16 protein-coding genes are annotated in these 19,651 nt (G+C 62.8%); 10 read left to right on the forward strand and 6 right to left on the reverse strand.

Annotated features, from left to right (window positions below):
* The first annotated feature begins 126 nt into the window (after positions 1-126).
* Positions 127-1,212 (forward strand): nitrogen regulation protein NR(II), encoded by a 1,086-nt coding sequence (glnL, locus tag PP4_RS25770; RefSeq protein WP_016489593.1) that lies wholly within the window; start codon positions 127-129, stop codon positions 1,210-1,212.
* On the forward strand, positions 1,209-2,645 hold the full coding sequence (gene ntrC, locus PP4_RS25775) for a nitrogen regulation protein NR(I) (protein ID WP_016502015.1): 1,437 nt from the start codon (positions 1,209-1,211) through the stop codon (positions 2,643-2,645). The genes glnL and ntrC overlap by 4 nt, the downstream gene beginning before the upstream one ends.
* 456 nt (positions 2,646-3,101) lie before the next feature.
* Here ntrC and PP4_RS25780 read toward each other — a convergent pair whose 3' ends face one another.
* The gene (locus PP4_RS25780) at positions 3,102-3,539 is read right to left on the reverse strand and encodes a hypothetical protein (protein WP_016502016.1); all 438 of its coding nucleotides are present in this window, start codon (positions 3,537-3,539) and stop codon (positions 3,102-3,104) included.
* Between PP4_RS25780 and trmL the strand changes: the two genes are divergently transcribed.
* Entirely contained in the window at positions 3,538-3,999 is a 462-nt protein-coding gene (trmL, locus tag PP4_RS25785; RefSeq protein ID WP_013974580.1) for a tRNA (uridine(34)/cytosine(34)/5-carboxymethylaminomethyluridine(34)-2'-O)-methyltransferase TrmL, read from the forward strand. The two genes, PP4_RS25780 and trmL, sit on opposite strands and share 2 nt — an antisense overlap.
* A gap of 125 nt (positions 4,000-4,124) precedes the next feature.
* Here trmL and secB read toward each other — a convergent pair whose 3' ends face one another.
* From secB to PP4_RS25800, 3 genes are read right to left on the reverse strand one after another with little or no spacing between them, the layout of a single operon-like run.
* The gene (secB, locus tag PP4_RS25790; protein WP_016489596.1) at positions 4,125-4,610 is read right to left on the reverse strand and encodes a protein-export chaperone SecB; all 486 of its coding nucleotides are present in this window, start codon (positions 4,608-4,610) and stop codon (positions 4,125-4,127) included.
* Positions 4,611-4,649: 39 nt separating this feature from the next.
* Positions 4,650-4,904 carry a glutaredoxin 3 gene (grxC, locus tag PP4_RS25795; RefSeq protein WP_003249204.1) on the reverse strand — a complete coding sequence of 85 codons (255 nt, stop codon included), beginning with the start codon at positions 4,902-4,904 and terminating at the stop codon, positions 4,650-4,652.
* Position 4,905: 1 nt separating this feature from the next.
* Positions 4,906-5,319, reverse strand: coding sequence for a rhodanese-like domain-containing protein (locus PP4_RS25800; RefSeq protein ID WP_016502017.1), 414 nt, complete (start codon positions 5,317-5,319; stop codon positions 4,906-4,908).
* Between the two features lie 206 nt (positions 5,320-5,525).
* Here PP4_RS25800 and gpmI point away from each other — a divergent pair, with 206 nt between their 5' ends.
* From gpmI to PP4_RS25820, 4 genes are all read left to right on the forward strand, one after another.
* Positions 5,526-7,061 carry a 2,3-bisphosphoglycerate-independent phosphoglycerate mutase gene (gpmI, locus tag PP4_RS25805; RefSeq protein ID WP_016502018.1) on the forward strand — a complete coding sequence of 512 codons (1,536 nt, stop codon included), beginning with the start codon at positions 5,526-5,528 and terminating at the stop codon, positions 7,059-7,061.
* A gap of 230 nt (positions 7,062-7,291) precedes the next feature.
* Positions 7,292-8,608 (forward strand): murein hydrolase activator EnvC family protein, encoded by a 1,317-nt coding sequence (locus PP4_RS25810; RefSeq protein ID WP_041167925.1) that lies wholly within the window; start codon positions 7,292-7,294, stop codon positions 8,606-8,608.
* Between the two features lie 78 nt (positions 8,609-8,686).
* Positions 8,687-10,003, forward strand: coding sequence for a S41 family peptidase (locus PP4_RS25815; protein WP_016502020.1), 1,317 nt, complete (start codon positions 8,687-8,689; stop codon positions 10,001-10,003).
* Between the two features lie 8 nt (positions 10,004-10,011).
* Positions 10,012-10,779, forward strand: a complete 768-nt coding sequence (locus PP4_RS25820) for a divergent polysaccharide deacetylase family protein (RefSeq protein ID WP_016502021.1) — start codon at positions 10,012-10,014, stop codon at positions 10,777-10,779.
* A 175-nt stretch (positions 10,780-10,954) separates the two neighbouring features.
* Here the strand turns inward: PP4_RS25820 and PP4_RS25825 are convergent, their stop codons facing one another.
* Complete coding sequence (locus tag PP4_RS25825) at positions 10,955-12,901, reverse strand: BCCT family transporter (RefSeq protein ID WP_229609090.1); 1,947 nt, start codon at positions 12,899-12,901, stop codon at positions 10,955-10,957.
* A 536-nt stretch (positions 12,902-13,437) separates the two neighbouring features.
* Between PP4_RS25825 and betI the strand changes: the two genes are divergently transcribed.
* The 3 genes from betI to betA all read left to right on the forward strand — a co-directional run bounded on the left by betI (position 13,438) and on the right by betA (position 17,381).
* Positions 13,438-14,094, forward strand: a complete 657-nt coding sequence (gene betI, locus PP4_RS25830; RefSeq protein ID WP_016502023.1) for a transcriptional regulator BetI — start codon at positions 13,438-13,440, stop codon at positions 14,092-14,094.
* 39 nt (positions 14,095-14,133) lie between these two features.
* Positions 14,134-15,606 carry a betaine-aldehyde dehydrogenase gene (gene betB, locus PP4_RS25835; protein ID WP_016502024.1) on the forward strand — a complete coding sequence of 491 codons (1,473 nt, stop codon included), beginning with the start codon at positions 14,134-14,136 and terminating at the stop codon, positions 15,604-15,606.
* A gap of 77 nt (positions 15,607-15,683) precedes the next feature.
* Positions 15,684-17,381 carry a choline dehydrogenase gene (gene betA, locus PP4_RS25840; protein WP_016502025.1) on the forward strand — a complete coding sequence of 566 codons (1,698 nt, stop codon included), beginning with the start codon at positions 15,684-15,686 and terminating at the stop codon, positions 17,379-17,381.
* A 42-nt stretch (positions 17,382-17,423) separates the two neighbouring features.
* On the opposite strand, the gene PP4_RS25845 is transcribed toward betA, so the two are convergent.
* On the reverse strand, positions 17,424-19,574 hold the full coding sequence (locus tag PP4_RS25845; RefSeq protein WP_016502026.1) for a dermonecrotic toxin domain-containing protein: 2,151 nt from the start codon (positions 19,572-19,574) through the stop codon (positions 17,424-17,426).
* Positions 19,575-19,651 lie beyond the last annotated feature (77 nt).

Consider the following 19,651-nt stretch of genomic DNA (forward strand, 5'->3'; position numbering starts at 1 on the left):
CTTTTCGGAGCTTTGGTTTGTTTCTTGCATTTTTCTGTGGAGAGACTGGCATCAGCAGATGCACCCCGAGCCCGGACCTGGCCAAAGAAGTGCCAGGCAAGCGCCAAAAGAGGTCAACGACGCCTTATGACCATCAGCGATGCGCAGCACCGTCTGCTTCTGGACAACCTGACCACCGCCACGTTGCTGCTCAACGCCGAGCTGCGCCTGGAGTACATGAATCCGGCCGCGGAAATGCTACTGGCCGTCAGTGGTCAACGTAGCCATGGGCAGTTCATCAGCGAGCTGTTTACCGAATCGACCGAAGCGCTCAGTTCGTTGCGCCAGGCGGTGGAGCAGGCGCACCCGTTCACCAAGCGCGAAGCGCAGCTCACCTCGCTGACCGGGCAGACCATTACCGTCGACTACGCGGTAACCCCCATCCTGAACCAGGGCCAGACCCTGTTATTGCTGGAGGTGCACCCGCGCGACCGGCTGCTGCGCATCACCAAGGAAGAGGCCCAGCTGAGCAAGCAGGAAACCACCAAGATGCTGGTGCGCGGCCTGGCCCACGAAATCAAGAACCCCCTCGGCGGCATTCGCGGCGCAGCCCAGTTGCTGGCCCGCGAGCTACCCGAGGAAGGCCTGCGCGACTACACCAATGTGATCATCGAAGAGGCCGACCGCCTGCGCAACCTGGTCGACCGCATGCTCGGTTCGAACAAGCTGCCGTCGCTGGCCATGACCAACATCCACGAAGTGCTGGAGCGGGTCTGCAGCCTGGTCGATGCCGAAAGCCAGGGTTGCATCACTTTGGTGCGCGATTACGACCCAAGCCTGCCGGACGTGCTGATCGACCGCGAGCAGATGATCCAGGCCGTACTCAACATCGTGCGCAATGCCATGCAGGCGATCAGTTCGCAGAACGAACTGCGCCTGGGCCGCATCACCCTGCGCAGCCGCGCCTTGCGCCAGTTCACCATCGGCCATGTACGCCACCGCCTGGTCGCGCGGGTGGAGATCATCGATAACGGCCCGGGCATTCCGCCGGAACTGCAAGACACCCTCTTCTATCCCATGGTCAGCGGCCGCCCGGACGGTACCGGGTTGGGCCTGGCCATTACCCAGAACATCATCAGCCAGCACCAGGGCCTGATCGAGTGTGAAAGCCACGCAGGCCACACCGCCTTCTCGATCTACCTGCCCCTGGAACAAGGAGCCACCGCCTCATGAGCCGAAGTGAAACCGTATGGATCGTCGACGATGATCGCTCCATCCGCTGGGTCCTGGAAAAAGCCCTGCAACAAGAAGGCATGACCACCCAGAGCTTCGACAGCGCAGATGGCGTAATGGGCCGCCTGGCACGCCAGCAGCCGGATGTGATCATTTCCGATATCCGCATGCCGGGCGCCAGCGGCCTCGACCTGCTGGCACAGATCCGCGAGCACCACCCGCGCCTGCCGGTCATCATCATGACCGCCCATTCCGACCTCGACAGCGCCGTGGCGTCGTACCAGGGCGGTGCTTTCGAGTACCTGCCCAAGCCGTTCGATGTGGACGAAGCCGTCTCGCTGGTCAAGCGCGCCAACCAGCACGCCCAGGAGCAACAAGGCCTGGATGTGCCGCAGAACCTGGCGCGCACACCGGAAATCATCGGCGAAGCCCCGGCGATGCAGGAGGTGTTCCGCGCCATCGGCCGCCTCAGCCATTCCAACATCACCGTACTGATCAACGGCGAGTCCGGTACCGGCAAAGAGCTGGTCGCCCACGCCTTGCACCGTCACAGCCCGCGTGCATCGTCGCCGTTCATTGCCCTGAACATGGCGGCCATCCCGAAGGATTTGATGGAGTCCGAGCTGTTCGGCCATGAGAAAGGTGCTTTCACCGGTGCTGCCAACCTGCGCCGGGGCCGCTTCGAACAGGCGGATGGCGGCACCTTGTTCCTCGATGAAATCGGTGACATGCCCGCCGACACCCAGACCCGCCTGCTGCGGGTGCTGGCCGATGGCGAGTTCTACCGCGTTGGCGGCCATGTGCCGGTCAAGGTCGACGTGCGCATCATCGCTGCGACCCACCAGAACCTGGAGTCGCTGGTGCAGGCGGGCAAGTTCCGTGAGGACTTGTTCCACCGGCTGAACGTGATCCGCATCCACATTCCGCGGCTGGCCGACCGCCGCGAGGACATCCCTGCCCTCGCCCGCCACTTCCTCGCGCGCGCTGCGCAAGAGCTGGCAGTCGAGCCGAAGATCCTCAAGCCGGAAACCGAAGAGTTCATCCGCAACCTGCCGTGGCCAGGCAACGTGCGGCAAATGGAAAACACCTGCCGCTGGATCACCGTGATGGCCTCCAGCCGCGAGGTGCTGATCGGCGACCTGCCGCCCGAGCTGCTGAACCTGCCACAGGATGCCGCACCGGTCACCAACTGGGAGCAGGCCCTGCGCCAGTGGGCCGACCAGGCGCTGGCACGCGGGCAGTCGAACCTGCTGGACAGCGCGGTGCCGAGTTTTGAACGGATCATGATCGAGACGGCGCTCAAGCACACCGCAGGACGGCGCCGGGATGCGGCGCTGTTGCTGGGTTGGGGGCGTAATACCTTGACGCGCAAGATCAAGGAGCTGGGCATGAATGTGGCGGGTGGGGATGACGAGGAAGGGGACGAGCACTGATTAGCCGGTAAATCTCCCGATCTTTGGGCTGCTGCGCAGCCCATCGCGACACAAGGCCGCTCCCACAGGGATGGCGCCGCCTCCGAACTGAGCGGCGTCCTGTGGGAGCGGCCTTGTGTCGCGGTGGGCCGCAAAGCGGCCCCAGCTATTTCAGCCCCGATGCACCGATCCTGTGCCCAATGCACCTCCGGAAGGCACAAACCCCCTCAAAACCCGGCCAAATCCCCCTCAAAGCCCAACATTCACGGGCTTTGCAAAATTGGCACGCCCCCTGCAATAGCTAATACATACCCAGTTTCGGGGGCCCTGGTACAGGCAGGCCGGGTGAACCCCTCTTTTATTCGCAGCACCGCCCGTTTTGGGGACCTCGGTACAGGCAGGCCGGGTCATCCCCCCTTTATACGCAGTAACCCCTTTTGGGGACCCTGGTACAGGCAGGCCGGGATATCCCCTCTTTTATTCGTGCAGTTTCACCTGCACCCGCCAACGCCCATCGTCCTCTGCACCGGCCCACTCGCCGTGCAGGGGACGCGCGGCAATCACAGTCAGCAGCAACCCTTCGTCACTGTTCTGCACCCGCCAACTGACCGGTTTGCCTTGCAGGCTCAATTGCCCTTGCTGGCTCTTGCCCTGGGCCTGGAACAGCAGCGCAACCGTACCTTCCACATTCTCGCCATGCAGCTTGGGTTCTTCGTTGAACCACAACGTCAGGCCATCCTGCATCACCTCCACCTGCTGGAGCTCACGCTCGTCGGGCGCGGTCAGGCGGCCAATCATCAGCCCTACCATCAAACCGACAATCGCCAGTGACAGCATTACCCGAGGGAAGGCCTTCGAACGCACGTCCGGTTCAGGAGTAGAATGCCCGTCATCTTCACGCTTGGAGCCGTGCATGTTTCACGTCATCCTTTTTCAACCAGAAATTCCGCCGAATACCGGCAACATCATTCGCCTGTGCGCCAACAGCGGCTGCGACCTGCACCTGATCGAACCCATCAGCTTCGAACTGGATGACAAGCGCCTGCGTCGCGCGGGGCTGGATTACCATGAGTATGCCACGCTCAAGCGCCATGAGAGCCTGGCCGGATGCCTGGAAAGCCTCGGTAATCCAAGGCTGTTCGCCTTTACCACCAAGGGCTCGCACCCGTTCCATGAAGTGGCCTATCAGCCGGGCGACGCCTTTCTGTTCGGGCCAGAAAGCCGCGGCTTGCCGGCCGAGGTGCTGGACAGCCTGCCGGCCGAACAGCGTCTGCGCCTGCCGATGCGGCCGGGGTGCCGTAGCCTGAACCTGTCCAATACCGTGGCGGTGACGGTGTATGAGGCCTGGCGGCAAAACGGGTTTGCCGGGAGCTGATTTCTTACCTGCAAGGGCCCTTTCGCGGGCTCGCCCGCTCCCACATTGAAATGTGTACGCCAATCCGTAGGGGAGCGGGCAACAAAAAAGCGCCCCGAGAGGCGCTTTCTTGATACCGGCAGTGATTACTGTACGGTCGGCACTTCGCCGGCTTCCTGCATGCGCTGCATTTCTTGCGCGTACAGGGCGTCGAAGTTGACCGGCGACAGCATCAGGGCCGGGAACGAACCACGGGTCACCAGGCTGTCCAGGGTCTCGCGGGCGTACGGGAACAGGATGTTCGGGCAGAACGCACCCAGGGTGTGGCTCATCGAAGCCGCATCCAGGTTGGCGATCAGGAAGATACCGGCCTGCTGCACTTCAGCAATGAAAGCCACTTCGTCACCGTTCTTGACGGTTACCGACAGGGTCAACACCACTTCGTGGAAGTCACCTTCCAGGGCTTTCTGCTTGGTGTTCAGGTCCAGCGCAACGCTCGGCTCCCAGGTCTGACGGAAGATCTGCGGGCTTTTCGGGGCCTCGAACGACAGGTCGCGCACATAGATGCGCTGCAGGGAGAACTGAGGGCTGTTGTCTTCTGCAGCAGCGCCGTTGGTCTGTTGGTCAGTCATGGCAGGTCCTTATCCTAATGTTTTTGAATGCAGTGCAAATCAGGCCGCCAGCAGCGCGTCGAGCTTGCCGGCGCGCTCCAGGGCATAAAGGTCATCGCATCCACCGACATGGGTGCTGCCGATCCAGATCTGCGGCACCGACGTACGGCCAGCCTTCTGGCTCATCTCGGCACGAACCTGCGGCTTGCCGTCGACCTTGATTTCCTCGAAGGCCACGCCCTTGCTCTCGAGCAGGTACTTGGCGCGCATGCAGTAGGGGCAGTAGTCGCTGGAATAGACGATGACGGGCTTCATATCACTTCACCAGGGGCAGGTTATCGGCTTTCCAGCTGGAAACGCCACCGCTCAGTTTGGCGGCGGTGTAACCAGCCTTGAGCAGTTCGCGGCAGTGGGTGCCGGACTGCTGGCCCATCGCGTCGACGACGATCAGGGTCTTCTCTTTGTGCTTGTCCAGCTCGCTCATGCGGGCGGCCAGCTTGTCCTGCGGAATGTTGATCGCACCGACGATGTGGCCGGCGGCGTATTCCTTGGCAGTACGGATGTCGATGACCAGGCCCTTGTCGGCATTGACCAGGGCGGTCAGTTGGCCATTGCTCAGGCTCTGGCCGCCGCGGCGGATTTCATTGAGCAGCAGCAGGACCAGCAGAACAACGAAGATCGCAACCAGGATGTAGTGATCTGTCGCGAATTGAATCAGGTGAGCAACCATCAGCGGTGTTCCAGGCGATTGAAAATGCCGGCCAGTATACACAGCCCCCCAGTACCACCAAAGCCCGACGGGCCGGCCGCAAAGGTACCTTCATGTTGCCGCATGGGCCGCGCTGGTCAGGGAACAGGACGAATATTCGCCGCAGGTGGCGTATTTGCCCTAAAATGCGTGTCTTTATCATCTTTGAACAACCGTGAGTTTGATTGATGACGAGCACGCCCAAACCCCTGGTCCTGATTATCCTGGATGGCTTCGGCCACAGCGAAATCCCCGAACACAACGCTATCTTTGCCGCCAAAACGCCGGTCTATGATCGCCTGCGCGCCACCCAGCCGCATGGCCTCATTTCCGGCTCGGGCATGGATGTCGGCCTGCCGGACGGGCAGATGGGCAACTCCGAAGTCGGTCACATGAACCTGGGGGCCGGCCGCGTCGTCTACCAGGACTTCACCCGCGTCACCAAAGCCATCCGCGATGGCGAGTTCTTCGAGAACCCGGTGCTCACCGCTGCCGTGGACAAGGCCGCCAGTGCCGGCAAGGCCGTGCACATCCTCGGCCTGCTGTCCGATGGTGGCGTGCACAGCCACCAGGACCACCTGGTGGCCATGGCCGAACTGGCTGCGCAGCGCGGTGCAGAAAAAATCTACCTGCACGCCTTCCTCGACGGCCGCGACACCCCGCCACGCAGCGCACAGTCGTCCATCGAACTGCTCGACGGCACGTTCGCCAAGCTGGGCAAGGGCCGCATCGCCACCCTGATCGGCCGCTACTATGCCATGGACCGCGACAACCGCTGGGACCGTGTCAGTGCCGCCTACAACCTGATCGTCGACAGCGCCGCCGAGTACACCGCCGACACCGCCCAGGCCGGCCTGGAAGCGGCCTACGCCCGTGACGAAAGCGACGAGTTCGTCAAAGCCACGCGCATTGGTGAAGCGGTCAAGGTTGAAGATGGCGATGCCGTGATCTTCATGAACTTCCGCGCCGACCGCGCCCGCGAACTGTCGCGTGCGTTCGTCGAAGCCGACTTCAACGAGTTCCCGCGTGCCCGCCTGCCAAAACTGGCGGCCTACATCGGCCTGACCCAGTACTCGGCCAAGATCCCCGCCCCCGCAGCCTTTGCACCGTCCAGCCTGAACAATGTGCTGGGCGAGTACCTGGCCAAGAACGGCAAGACCCAGCTGCGCATCGCCGAGACCGAGAAGTACGCTCACGTTACCTTCTTCTTCTCGGGCGGGCGTGAAGAGCCGTTCGAAGGCGAAGAACGCATCCTGATCCCGTCGCCAAAGGTTGCCACCTACGACCTGCAGCCGGAAATGAACGCACCAGAAGTGACCGACCGCATTGTCGAAGCCATCGAGCAGCAGCGGTACGACGTGATCGTGGTCAACTACGCCAACGGCGACATGGTCGGCCACACAGGCGTGTTCGAGGCGGCGGTCAAGGCGGTCGAAGCGCTGGATACCTGTGTAGGGCGCATTGTCGAAGCGCTGGACAAGGTGGACGGCGAAGCGCTGATCACCGCCGATCACGGCAACGTCGAGCAGATGGAAGACGAATGCACCGGCCAGGCGCACACCGCGCACACCACCGAGCCGGTACCGTTCATCTATGTGGGCAAGCGCAACGTCAAGGTACGCGATGGCGGCGTGCTGGCCGACGTGGCGCCGACCATGCTGAAGCTGCTGGGGCTGGAAAAGCCGGTGGAAATGACCGGTACGTCGATCCTGGTCGACGCCTGATTCGGTGTATCGGGGCCGCTTCGCGACCCTTCGCGGGCACGCCCGCTCCCACAGAACCGGCTGCACTCGCTGCTTTTGTGGGAGCGGGCATGCCTGCGAAGGGCCGCGAAGCGGCCCCAATTGCACATGAATTCCAGACCAACGCCCCCCTGCTCCCGCAGCGAGGCGTTTTTTTTGCCCGCCCGGGCGGGCATACTAGGCCAGTCTCCATCCTTGGTACGCCAAACCCCATGCTTCGCGCCCTGATCCTCCTAGCCCTGTCTTGCCTGCTCAGCCCGGCCTTCGCCGATGAGCGTGCGCAGACCCAGCAGCAACTGGACGCCACCCGCCAGGACATTGCCGAGCTCAAGAAGACGCTGGGCAAGCTCCAGGAAGAAAAGGCCGGCGTGCAAAAGGACCTCAAAGCCACCGAGACCGACATCGGCAATCTCGAAAAACAGGTGGAGGCTCTACAGCAAGAGCTAAAAAAGACCGAGGGCGATCTGGAGCGCCTTGAAACCGAGAAAAAAAAACTCCAGAGCGCCCGCGTTGAACAACAGCGACTGATCGCCATTCAGGCCCGGTCGGCCTACCAGAACAACGGCCGCGAGGAATACCTCAAGCTGCTGCTCAACCAGCAGAACCCCGAGAAGTTCGCGCGCACCCTCACCTACTACGATTACCTGAGCAAGGCGCGCCTGGAGCAATTGCGCACCTTCAACGAGACCTTGCGCCAGCTGGCCAACGTCGAACAGGACATTGCCGGCCAGCAGCAACAGTTGCTGGCCCAGCGCGCCGACCTCGACAGCCGCCGCCAGGCCCTGGAAGCCGAGCGAAGCAAGCGCCAGCAGGTGCTGGCCAAGCTCAATGGCGACATGAAGGACCGCGACCAGAAGTTGCAGGCCCGCGAGCAGGACCAGGCCGACCTGGCCAAAGTCCTCAAGACCATCGAGGAAACCCTGGCCCGACAGGCCCGCGAAGCTGAAGAGGCGCGCAAGAAAGCCTTGCTGGCCCAGCAGGAAGCGGAAAAACGCCGCCAGCAGGAGGCCCTGGCCGCTGCCGCTGCCCGCGAACGGGCCCAGGCACCTGTGGAGCCCGTGGAGCCACCGAAAAAGGCTCGTACCACCCTCGGCCCGATGGTTTCCACCGACGGTGCAAGCTACGGCGGCGCATTTTCTTCGGCGCGGGGAAAACTTCCATGGCCCGTGAACGGTCGATTGCTGGCACGCTTCGGTGATGCCCGCGGCAGCGACGCCCGTGCAAAGTGGGACGGGGTGATGATCAGCGCCAACCCGGGCACCCAGGTACGTGCGGTGCACGGCGGGCGCGTGGTGTTCGCCGACTGGTTGCGCGGCGCCGGGCTTCTGGTCATTCTCGACCATGGCAACGGTTACCTGAGCCTGTACGGCCACAACCAGAGCCTGCTCAAGAGCGCCGGTGATATCGTCAAGGCCGGTGAAGCCATTTCCACCGTTGGCGACAGCGGTGGCCAGGACGCGGCAGGCTTGTACTTCGCCATCCGCCAGCAGGGTCGGCCTACCGACCCTTCGCAGTGGTGCCGGGGCTAGTCAAATTTCTACGGCGTAGCCTGAATGCTGCGCCGATGCTCCCCACGGAGCGCTTACAGGATCAGGAGTTCGTTCGACATGCTGCACTCGCCTCGTCTCACCCAGCTGGCCCTGTCCATCGCCCTGGCGGTCGGCGCGCCCCTGGCCACCGCCGCAGAGCCGGCCAAGGCCGCCGCAGTGCCAGCCACCGAGGTGACCGCCAAGGCACCGCTGCCGCTGGAAGAGCTGCGCACCTTCGCCGAGGTCATGGACCGCATCAAGGCTGCCTACGTCGAACCGGTGGATGACAAGACCCTGCTGGAAAACGCCATCAAGGGCATGCTCAGCAACCTTGACCCGCACTCCGCCTACCTCGGCCCCGAGGACTTCCAGGAGCTGCAGGAAAGCACCAGCGGCGAGTTCGGTGGGCTAGGCATCGAAGTGGGCCAGGAAGACGGCTTCATCAAGGTGGTCTCGCCCATCGACGACACCCCGGCTTCGCGTGCCGGTGTGCAGGCGGGCGACCTGATCGTCAAGATCAACGGCGCCCCGACCCGTGGCCAGACCATGACCGAAGCGGTCGACAAGATGCGCGGCAAGATCGGCGAGAAGATCACCCTGACCCTGGTGCGCGACGGCGGCAATCCGTTCGACGTGACGCTGGCCCGCGCAGTCATCCAGGTCAAGAGCGTGAAGAGCCAGTTGCTGGAGAACGACTACGGCTACATCCGCATCACCCAGTTCCAGGTCAAGACCGGCGACGAAGTGGGCAAGGCGCTGGCCAAGCTGCGCAAGGACAACGGCAAGAAGTTGCGCGGGGTAGTGCTGGACCTGCGCAACAACCCGGGCGGCGTGCTGCAGTCGGCGGTAGAAGTGGCCGACCACTTCCTGACCAAGGGCCTGATCGTCTACACCAAGGGCCGCATCGCCAACTCCGAACTGCGCTTCTCGGCCGACCCGGCCGACGCCAGCGAAGGCGTACCACTGGTGGTGCTGATCAACGGCGGCAGTGCCTCGGCCTCCGAGATCGTCGCCGGTGCCCTGCAGGACCAGAAGCGCGCCGTGCTGATGGGTACCGACAGCTTCGGCAAAGGCTCGGTGCAGACCGTGCTGCCGCTGGCCAACGACCGCGCCCTGAAACTCACCACCGCGCTGTACTACACCCCCAACGGCCGCTCGATCCAGGCCCAGGGCATCGTGCCGGACATCGAAGTGCGCCCGGCCAAGCTCACCGCCGAAGTCGACACCGAAAACTTCAAGGAAGCCGACCTGCAGGGCCACTTGGGCAACGGCAACGGCGGCGCCGACCGCCCGACCGGCAGCAGCAAGCGCAAGGAACGCCCGCAGGATGATGACTTCCAGCTGAGCCAGGCCCTGAGCCTGCTCAAAGGGCTGAACATCACCTCGGGCAAATGATCCACACGATGCGTTACCTGCTGTGTCTGCTGTTCTGCCTGTTGGCCGGGGTCGCGCAAGCGGCGCCGGCCGGCAAGGCCTACATGAGCATCATCATCGACGACCTGGGCCAGAGCCCCGACCGTGACAGCCGAACCCTTGCCCTGCCTGGGCCGGTGACCATGGCTATCATGCCCGACACCCCGCACGCCAGCGACTTCGCCCGCCAAGCCCACAAGGCGGGCAAGACGGTGATCCTGCACATGCCCATGGACCCGGCCACCGGGCCGTATGCCTGGCACCCGGGCATCGCCATCGACGAACTGGCCCGCCGCCTGGAGGCGGCCTTGGCGAAGGTGCCCTACGCCGCCGGCATCAACAACCACATGGGCAGCCGCATGACGGCACAGCGCGAACCGATGGCCTGGTTGATGGGTGAACTGCAGCAACGCCACCTGTTCTTCGTCGACAGCCGCACCAGCGCCGCCACCGTGGCCGCAGCCGAGGCCCAGCGCATCGGCCTGGCCCACGTTTCGCGGGATGTGTTCCTCGACGATGTGCGCACAACCGAGGCGATCACCGGGCAGTTGCAGCAAGGCATCGCCCTGGCGCGCAAGCAAGGGTCTGCAGTATTGATCGGGCATCCTTACCCACAAACCCTCGAAGTGCTGGAACGGGCACTGCCACAGCTCAAGGCCCAGGGCATCGAACTGATCAGGCTCAGCCAGATGATCGCCGTGCGCAGCAACCAGGCGATGCCTGGGCATGGCAAGAATGGCCGCTACACCAATCGCTGAGAAGCTGGGGCTGCTTTGCAGCCCTTCGCGGGCACGCCCGCTCCCACAAGATTGTCACAGGGCCTGAAGCCTGCGCGATCCCTGTGGGAGCGGGCATGCCCGCGAAGGGCCGCAAAGCGGCCCCAATAAAAAAACCCCGCTAAGTGAGCGGGGTTTTCTTTTGCATCAACAGCAATCAGCTGTACACACGCCCCAGCAACTGGCGGTGGCTTTCGAACTGATCCAGCACATCACGCACGATCTGCTCCGGCGCAAAGCCCATCAGGTCATACTCCTGGCTGCCGTCGTGCAGGTACACCTCGGCGCGGTAGTAGCGCTGACGCACTTCCGGTTCGCCTTCAACCGGCGCCTCGCTCGGCGCGGCCATGTAGCCGTCCAGGCTCACTTCGTAAACGAACGGGTTGCCCTCGTCCATCATCACCCGCAGGCCCATCATGTTGCGCGACTGGCCAACGCGGGTTTCGACCTCGAAGCCCAGGGTCTGCAACTGCGCGGCCGCTTCTTTCAGCGCCGGGCTGACCTGCTTGTCCATGAAGCGCTGCACCACAGCCTGGGTCGGTTGCAGCTCCAGCTGGGTCAGGCGCTCGCTGAAACCGCGACGGCCACGGGCGGCCAGCTCGGCGCGTTCGCTTTCTACTGCAACGTCCTGCTTCATGGCCTTGTACAGGCCGAACATGAACAGCACCAGCACCACCGAGAACGGCAGGCCCGCCAGCACGACCATGGTCTGCATGGCTTCGAAGTTGCCGGCAAACAGCAGGCCGATGGTGACCAGGGTGATGACCACCGACCAGAACACCACCATCCAGTGCGGGGCGTCTTCGTCGACCTTGCCGCCTTTGCACGACAGGTTGGCCATCATCACCGCACCGGAGTCGGCCGGGGTAAGGAACAGCACAAAGCCGACAAATACCGCCACACCAATCACGATCTTCGCCGCCGGGAAGTATTCCAGCAGCTGGTAGATCGACATTGACGGCTGTTCCAGCGCGGTCTTGCCCAGCTCCACCGCCCCCTGGTTGATCACCAGGTCCAGTGCGGTGTTGCCGAAGATCGACAGCCAGGCCAAGGTGAACCCCAGCGGGATCAACAGCACACCGCTGACCAGTTGGCGCACGGTACGGCCCTTGGAGATACGGGCAATGAACATACCGACGAACGGGCCCCAGGAGATCCACCAGGCCCAGTAGAACACGGTCCACAGGCCCAGCCAGCGCTCGGACTTGCCGGCTTCGCCTTCGTACACGTACAGGTCGAAGGTTTTCAGCACGATGCCATTGAGGTAGTCGCCAACGTTCTGCACAAAGCCGTTGAACAGGTGCAGGGTGTTGCCCGCCAGCAGCACGAAGAGCAGCAGGCCGCTGAACAGCAGGATGTTCAGGTTGGACAGCCGGCGAATGCCGTTTTCCACGCCCGATACCGCTGCCACGGTGGCCACGCCGGCCATGACCAGGATCACCACCAACAGGTTGGTCTGGCTGTGCTCCATGCCGAACAGGTACTCAAGGCCCGAGGACACCTGCATCGAGCCGATCCCCAGGTTGGTCACCAGGCCCAGCAGGGTCACGAACATGCCGAAGATGTCCACCGCGTTGCCGGCAGCACCCTTGACCCAACGCTCACCCACCAGCGGGTACAGCGCCGAGCGCAGTGCCAGCGGCTGGTTGTGACGGTAGGCGAAGTAACCCACGGCCAGGCCGACCAGGGCGTAGATCGCCCAGCCATGCAGGCCCCAGTGCAGGAAGGTCAGCTGCAGGCCCTGGCGCGCAGCTTCGAGGCTGGCCGGGGTACCTTCCGGTGGGTTGAAGTAGTGGTCCAGCGGCTCGGAAGCGCCGAAGTACAGCAGCGAAATGCCGATGCCGGAAGAGAACAGCATGCCGGCCCAGGCGCCGTAGCTGAAGTCAGGCTGGTCGTCCTTGCCACCCAGCTTGAGCTTGCCGTAATCGGAGAAGGCCAGGTAGACGACGAACAGCAGGTAACCACAGATCACCAGCATGTAGTACCAGCCAAAGGTACGCGTCAGCCATTTCTGGGCCACGCCCAGCACCTGGCCGGCAGTATCGGGTACAGCGATCAGCAAGGCAGTCAGAACAAGGATCATCAGCGCGGAGGTGAAGAACACTACGCGGTTGACCCGTACCCTCTCGGCGGGGGGCTTGGTAAGTGAGGCAGAACTCATTGCACGAATGCTCCGGGCAGTACGGCTTTGTGGAGGCTAATCATTCTTTCCCGAGCAATTGGTGGAATATCCCCACTGCGTCAGGTGTTATAAAAGCACCCTGGAAACCGTGATCCCGAATCGATACGTTGCAAAAAAACAGACAGGTGGCCTGCAGAAAATGCCCACGCATCCGCAGAGGTGCGCGCATTCGTCACAGATCACCCCGCCCGCTCCAAGGGCCTGTCGCAGGGCCAGTGGCCGTACGGCAGAATCTGCATTTCGCATCGCTCATGCCCGTCAACGCCTTGTATTCCGGGGGTTACGCGATTTCCTGGGGTGTCAATCCGTGCCTTCTTGACCGCCTGAAAAACTGTCAATGGCACAAATTGTCGCAGAGCTTATTCTTTATTGATTGAACGTTCAATCAAAACAAAATAGACTGGCCTTCGCCGAGTCAGCCGCCCGTCGTCTGCTCGCAGGCCTGAGGAGATAGCAAGATGCCCAAGGTCGGTATGCAACCCATCCGCCGCCAGCAGTTGATCGAAGCCACGCTGCAGGCGGTCGATCAGGTCGGTCTGGGGGACGCCAGCATTGCGCTGATTGCCCGTTTGGCCGGTGTGTCGAACGGCATCATCAGTCACTACTTTCGGGACAAGAACGGCCTGATAGCAGCGACGATGGGTTACATCATGAGCATGCTCAACGAAGGCGTCAGAGCACGCCGTCAGGCCCTGACGGACGACAGCCCGCGCGCTCACCTGAAAGTGATCATCGAGGGCAACTTCGATGCCAGCCAGGTGAACGGCCCGGCAATGAAAACCTGGTTGGCCTTCTGGGCTTCCAGCATGCACCAGCCAGATTTGCACAGGTTGCAGCGGATCAACGACCACCGCTTGTATTCCAACCTGTGCTGCCAGTTCCGCCGCGCCCTGCCGCTCTACCATGCGCGTAAGGCAGCCCGCGGCCTGGCAGCCCTGATCGACGGCCTGTGGCTGCGTGGCGCCCTGTCGGGTGATGCATTCGACACCGGCCAGGCGATACGGATTGCTTACGAATACATGGATCTACAACTGGCTAAACAGCACACCCTGGGCACAAACGACCAGGCCGCTGAACAAGCACGCACGGCCCTTGCCAACCCGGCAGGAGCGTGACGCGCAAGCCAAACCACACACTGCACTTGCGAGGACACTATGGCCCGTTTCGGAACGCAAAAACTCTACATTGATGGCGCTTACGTCGACGCTGGCAGCGATGCCACTTTCGAAGCCATCAACCCGGCTACCGGCGAAGTCCTCGCCCACGTGCAACGTGCCACCGAGGCTGACGTCGAGAAAGCTGTCGAAAGCGCCGAGCGTGGCCAGAAAGTCTGGGCTGCGATGACCGCCATGCAGCGTTCGCGCATCCTGCGCCGCGCCGTCGACATCCTGCGCGAGCGCAACGATGAGCTGGCCCAGCTGGAAACCCTGGATACCGGCAAGTCGTACTCCGAAACCCGCTACGTCGACATCGTCACCGGCGCCGACGTGCTGGAATACTATGCAGGCCTGGTGCCGGCCATCGAAGGCGAGCAGATCCCGCTGCGCGAATCGTCCTTCGTCTACACCCGCCGCGAGCCGCTGGGCGTGACCGTGGGTATCGGCGCCTGGAACTACCCGATCCAGATCGCCCTGTGGAAATCCGCCCCGGCCCTGGCCGCCGGCAACGCGATGATCTTCAAGCCGTCGGAAGTCACCTCGCTGACCACCCTGAAACTGGCCGAGATCTACACCGAAGCCGGCCTGCCAAATGGCGTGTTCAACGTTCTGACCGGCAGCGGCCGCGAAGTCGGCACCTGGCTGACCGAGCACCCGCGCATCGAAAAAGTCTCCTTCACCGGCGGCACCACCACCGGCAAGAAAGTCATGGCCAGCGCCTCCAGCTCCTCGCTGAAGGAAGTCACCATGGAACTGGGCGGCAAGTCGCCACTGATCATCTGCGCCGACGCCGACCTGGACAAGGCCGCCGACATCGCCATGATGGCCAACTTCTACAGCTCGGGCCAGGTGTGCACCAACGGCACCCGCGTGTTCATCCCGGCTGAAATGAAAGCTGCTTTCGAAGCCAAGATCGCCGAGCGCGTTGCCCGCATCCGTGTTGGCAACCCGGAAGACGAGAACACCAACTTCGGCCCGCTGGTCAGCTTCGCCCACATGGAAAACGTGCTGGGCTACATCGCCAAGGGTAAAGAAGAAGGTGCCCGCGTACTGTGCGGCGGCGAGCGTCTGACCGAAGGTGACTTCGCCAAGGGCGCCTTCGTGGCCCCGACCGTGTTCACCGACTGCACCGACGACATGACCATCGTCAAGGAAGAGATCTTCGGCCCAGTCATGAGCATTCTGTCCTACGAGACCGAAGAAGAAGTGATCCGTCGTGCCAACGACACCGAGTACGGCCTGGCCGCCGGTGTGTGCACCAACGACATCACCCGCGCCCACCGCATCATCCACAAGCTGGAAGCCGGCATCTGCTGGATCAACGCCTGGGGTGAATCGCCGGCCGAAATGCCCGTCGGTGGCTACAAGCAGTCGGGCGTCGGCCGTGAGAACGGCGTCAGCTCGCTGGCTCAATACACTCGCATCAAGTCGGTCCAGGTCGAGCTGGGCGGCTACAACTCGGTTTTCTAAGCCCTGTCTAGCCACGCCCGTGCCACTGTGCACGGGCGTTCCCGCTCCCTGATCACCGCCAACACGAGGGTACTTTCATGTCCCAAGAATTCGATTACATCATCGTCGGTGCCGGTTCGGCCGGTAACACCCTGGCTACCCGCCTGACCGAAGACGCCGGCGTCACCGTACTGCTGCTGGAAGCCGGTGGCCCCGACTACCGCTTCGACTTCCGCACCCAGATGCCAGCCGCCCTGGCCTTCCCGCTGCAAGGCCGCCGCTACAACTGGGCGTACGAGACCGACCCGGAGCCGCACATGGACGGCCGCCGCATGGAATGTGGCCGTGGCAAGGGCCTGGGTGGCTCGTCGCTGATCAACGGCATGTGCTACATCCGCGGCAACGCCATGGACTTCGACGGCTGGGCAGAGCTGCCAGGCCTGGAAGACTGGACCTACCTGGATTGCCTGCCGTACTTCCGTAAAGCCGAAACCCGTGACATCGGCCCGAACGATTACCACGGTGGTGAAGGCCCGGTCAGCGTTGCCACGCCAAAGGCCGGCAACAACCCGCTGTTCCACGCCATGGTCGAGGCCGGCGTGCAGGCTGGTTACCCGCGCACCGAAGACCTCAACGGCTACCAGCAGGAAGGCTTCGGCCCGATGGACCGTTCGGTCACCAAGAACGGCCGCCGCTCCAGCACCGCCCGTGGCTACCTTGACCAGGCCAAGAAGCGCCCGAACCTGACCATCGTCACCCACGCCCTGAGCGACCGCGTACTGTTCGACGGCAAGCGCGCCGTTGGCGTGACCTACCTGGTCGGCGACAGCGAAGAGCGTGTTGAAGCCCGTGCCCGCAAGGAAGTGATCGTCAGCTCCGGCGCCATCGCTTCGCCGCAGCTGCTGCAGCGCTCCGGCGTCGGCCCGCGTCACCTGCTGGAAAGCCTCGACATCCCGGTTGTACACGACCTGCCGGGTGTTGGTGAAAACCTGCAGGACCACCTTGAGCTGTACCTGCAGTACGCCTGCACCCAGCCGGTATCGCTGTACCCATCGCTGCTGTGGTGGAACCAGCCGGCCATCGGTGCCGAGTGGCTGTTCAACGGCACCGGCATCGGCGCCAGCAACCAGTTCGAGGCTGGCGGTTTCATCCGTACCCGCCCTGAATTCAAGTGGCCGAACATTCAGTACCACTTCCTGCCGGTGGCCATTAACTACAACGGCTCCAATGGCGTGAAGGAACACGGCTTCCAGGCGCACATGGGTTCCATGCGTTCGCCTGCCCGTGGTCGCATCCAGGCCAAGTCGAAAAACCCGCGCCAGCACCCGAGCATCCTGTTCAACTACATGTCCACCGAGCAGGACTGGCAGGAATTCCGCGACGGCATCCGCCTGACCCGCGAGATCATGGCCCAGCCGGCGCTGGACCCGTACCGTGGCCGCGAGATCAGCCCGGGCGCCGACGTGCAAACCGACGAGCAGCTGGACAAGTTCATCCGCGAGCACGCCGAAACCGCCTTCCACCCGTCTTGCTCGTGCAAGATGGGCACCGACGACATGGCAGTGGTCGACGGCGAAGGCCGCGTGCATGGCATGAAAGGCCTGCGTGTGGTCGATGCCTCGATCATGCCGCTGATCATCACCGGCAACCTCAACGCCACCACGATCATGATTGCCGAAAAGATCTCGGACAAGATCCGTGGCCGCAAGCCGCTGCCGCGCAGCACTGCCAAGTACTATGTGGCGGGCGATGCGCCGGTGAAAGGCAAGCCGATGCGTGAAGTGAAGCAGGGTTGAGACCTTGATCAGGGGCCGCACAGCGGCCCCTTTCACTTTTGCTCAGGTGGGCACCGCAAAGAAGGTGCGCATCAACGAGTCATCCTCACTGCCCAGTCGCACAGCCAGTGCCTGGCGGTCGAACAACATTCCGGTGCGCATCTCACGCACGGTATTCCCGCTTGGCGCCTGCGCCAGTGCCTTCAGGCACACCTCCGTAAAGTGATAGTTGTGCCCTTGAACGGCCGTTACCTTTTCCACTTGCAGGTAGCGCCCGGGCATCATCAAAGACTCTGCCTCATCTGGTCGCCTTGAAAAGGGCCCGATCGGCGTCGCCTGCATGTCCTCGCCTGGTTCCAATACATACACCAAGGCATTTTCATCAAAAGCACTCCGGCCACTGACCTGGGTCTGAGGGTCATTGAAAACCTCCCAGAGGGCATAGGGGTTTTCCGTGAATGACGTGAAGTCGGTGGTCACCAGTACATCACCCACTTCAATGGCACCCTCACCAGATACCTGAAAACCCGTGCCCCGCAGGCTGGAAGCCGCCCGGTACAGCCTCACCTGATTACTGACACCAATTTGCCCCAGTGCGCGGGCAAGGTCGTGGCTGCGCTGGATATTCCCGGCGCGACTGCCCTCTAGCGGCATGCCCCGCCACAGGTTGTTGTAGCGCTCCGGCGAGCTGGTGTACTCGGCAATGGCGGGCGAACCAAAGCCCTGCTCATCGCGATAGACGGGGTACGGCTCACTGAATGCATCCAGATACTCGCCATTGGCCCCCACGGCATCGAGATCAGCGCACGGCACCGCGCCCAACAGGGCTTCCTGCCGCGCCAGCGCCTTATCCGACGTAGCCAGCAATTCGTCTGCCGCCGGGGCCATGTAAGGCCCCCAGTCGACCTTGGCGGCAGAGGCTTGCGCCTGGCCAGCCACACGCGGGGGGATGTGGCCATCGGTGAACAGCTCGCTGGCACGCATCATGGCTATATCAAGCAGAATGAACAGAATATCCGTCAGTACTGACCACCATGCAGCTGTGCGCCAGGCCTGCTTGCCATTGATTGCCCGGTCCAGGTGCAGAGCCAGGCTTGCGGTACCCAGACCGAGCGATGCCAATATCACTGGCCAGCCAAGCGGCGTCATCGGCGCGATTATAAAACTCGCTGCTTGCAAGCCCGCCAGCCAATCGGCCTTGCGCAGTTGTGCGTTGGTGATCAGCCGCTCATGAGCATCGCTGGCCAGATCATCCATGACCGCATCGCGCAGATGTACGAACAGGTCCCCTGCAATGGCCGGCCCGGAAATCATGGTGTCGCCCCGCGACTGCGCGAACAACTTGAAGTAATTGCGTAAACGCGGGCGCAACGACTGCGCCAGTACCCCGTCCCCGACGAACAACCTGACCAGCCGCTCTCGCCCCACCTCCGTGGCTGCCTGGTCAGCCATCCATTCCTGAAACGCGTGGCGATCGTCGAATACCTGCACGACATCCTGTGCATCGGCAAGATAGAGGCACAACCTGCCAGTCTTCAGCTTATGCAGGAACAGCATCCTGGCGCTGATATCGCCGATGGCCAGTGCGCTCCATCCATGTTGGGCATTCGCTTGCTGGTCCTGTCGCAAGCCTTGCACGGTACTCGGCAAACCGGGTACAGCGACCGTTGCCATTACCAGCTCCTGGCGCTCAGGGTCGCTCAACGTAGATCGGCCCACAGCGGCAAGGAAGCGGGCGCGGGCCAAGACACAATAGTCTTCGCCATGGCGCGAGCGAAACTGGCGCAGTGCCTCGGTGTAGCGCCCCGCAAAATCCAATCGCCAGAACGCCGCCAAGACCTCCTGTGGGTCGAGCCGCACCTCGTTGCGCTCGTCATAGACCCTGTGGCTGGCATCGACCCGGTAGAAGCCACCGTAAATACTCAGCTCGTCAGCACTGGCCTGCTGCTGCGGGCTGAACCGCTGGATGACCAGCTCGGTCAGGCTCAAGGACCGCAGTGGCGGCCCGTTGTGGCACCAGCCAGTGAAGCTCGACGAACCACTGGCCGCAGACTGGAACTCGTGCCAGTAAAGCCCGTCCGGATCCAGCCAGTAACCTAGCTGGCGGCGAAGCACATGGCCCGCCGCCTGGCGCGCCAAGTTGTGCAAATCAGGAAATTGCCCGAGCAGGCGCTGGGCCACCTGGGCGAGAGAAATGGGTGCTTTGACGTTCATGTTACGCGGCTGCCTGATAGTGGGCGCACCATTGCAGCCGCAAGCCGCAGCAACGATGCGGTATCGCTTTACAGCCT

The sequence above is a fragment of the Pseudomonas putida NBRC 14164 genome, from assembly GCF_000412675.1.
Taxonomy (GTDB): Bacteria; Pseudomonadota; Gammaproteobacteria; order Pseudomonadales; family Pseudomonadaceae; genus Aquipseudomonas; species Aquipseudomonas putida.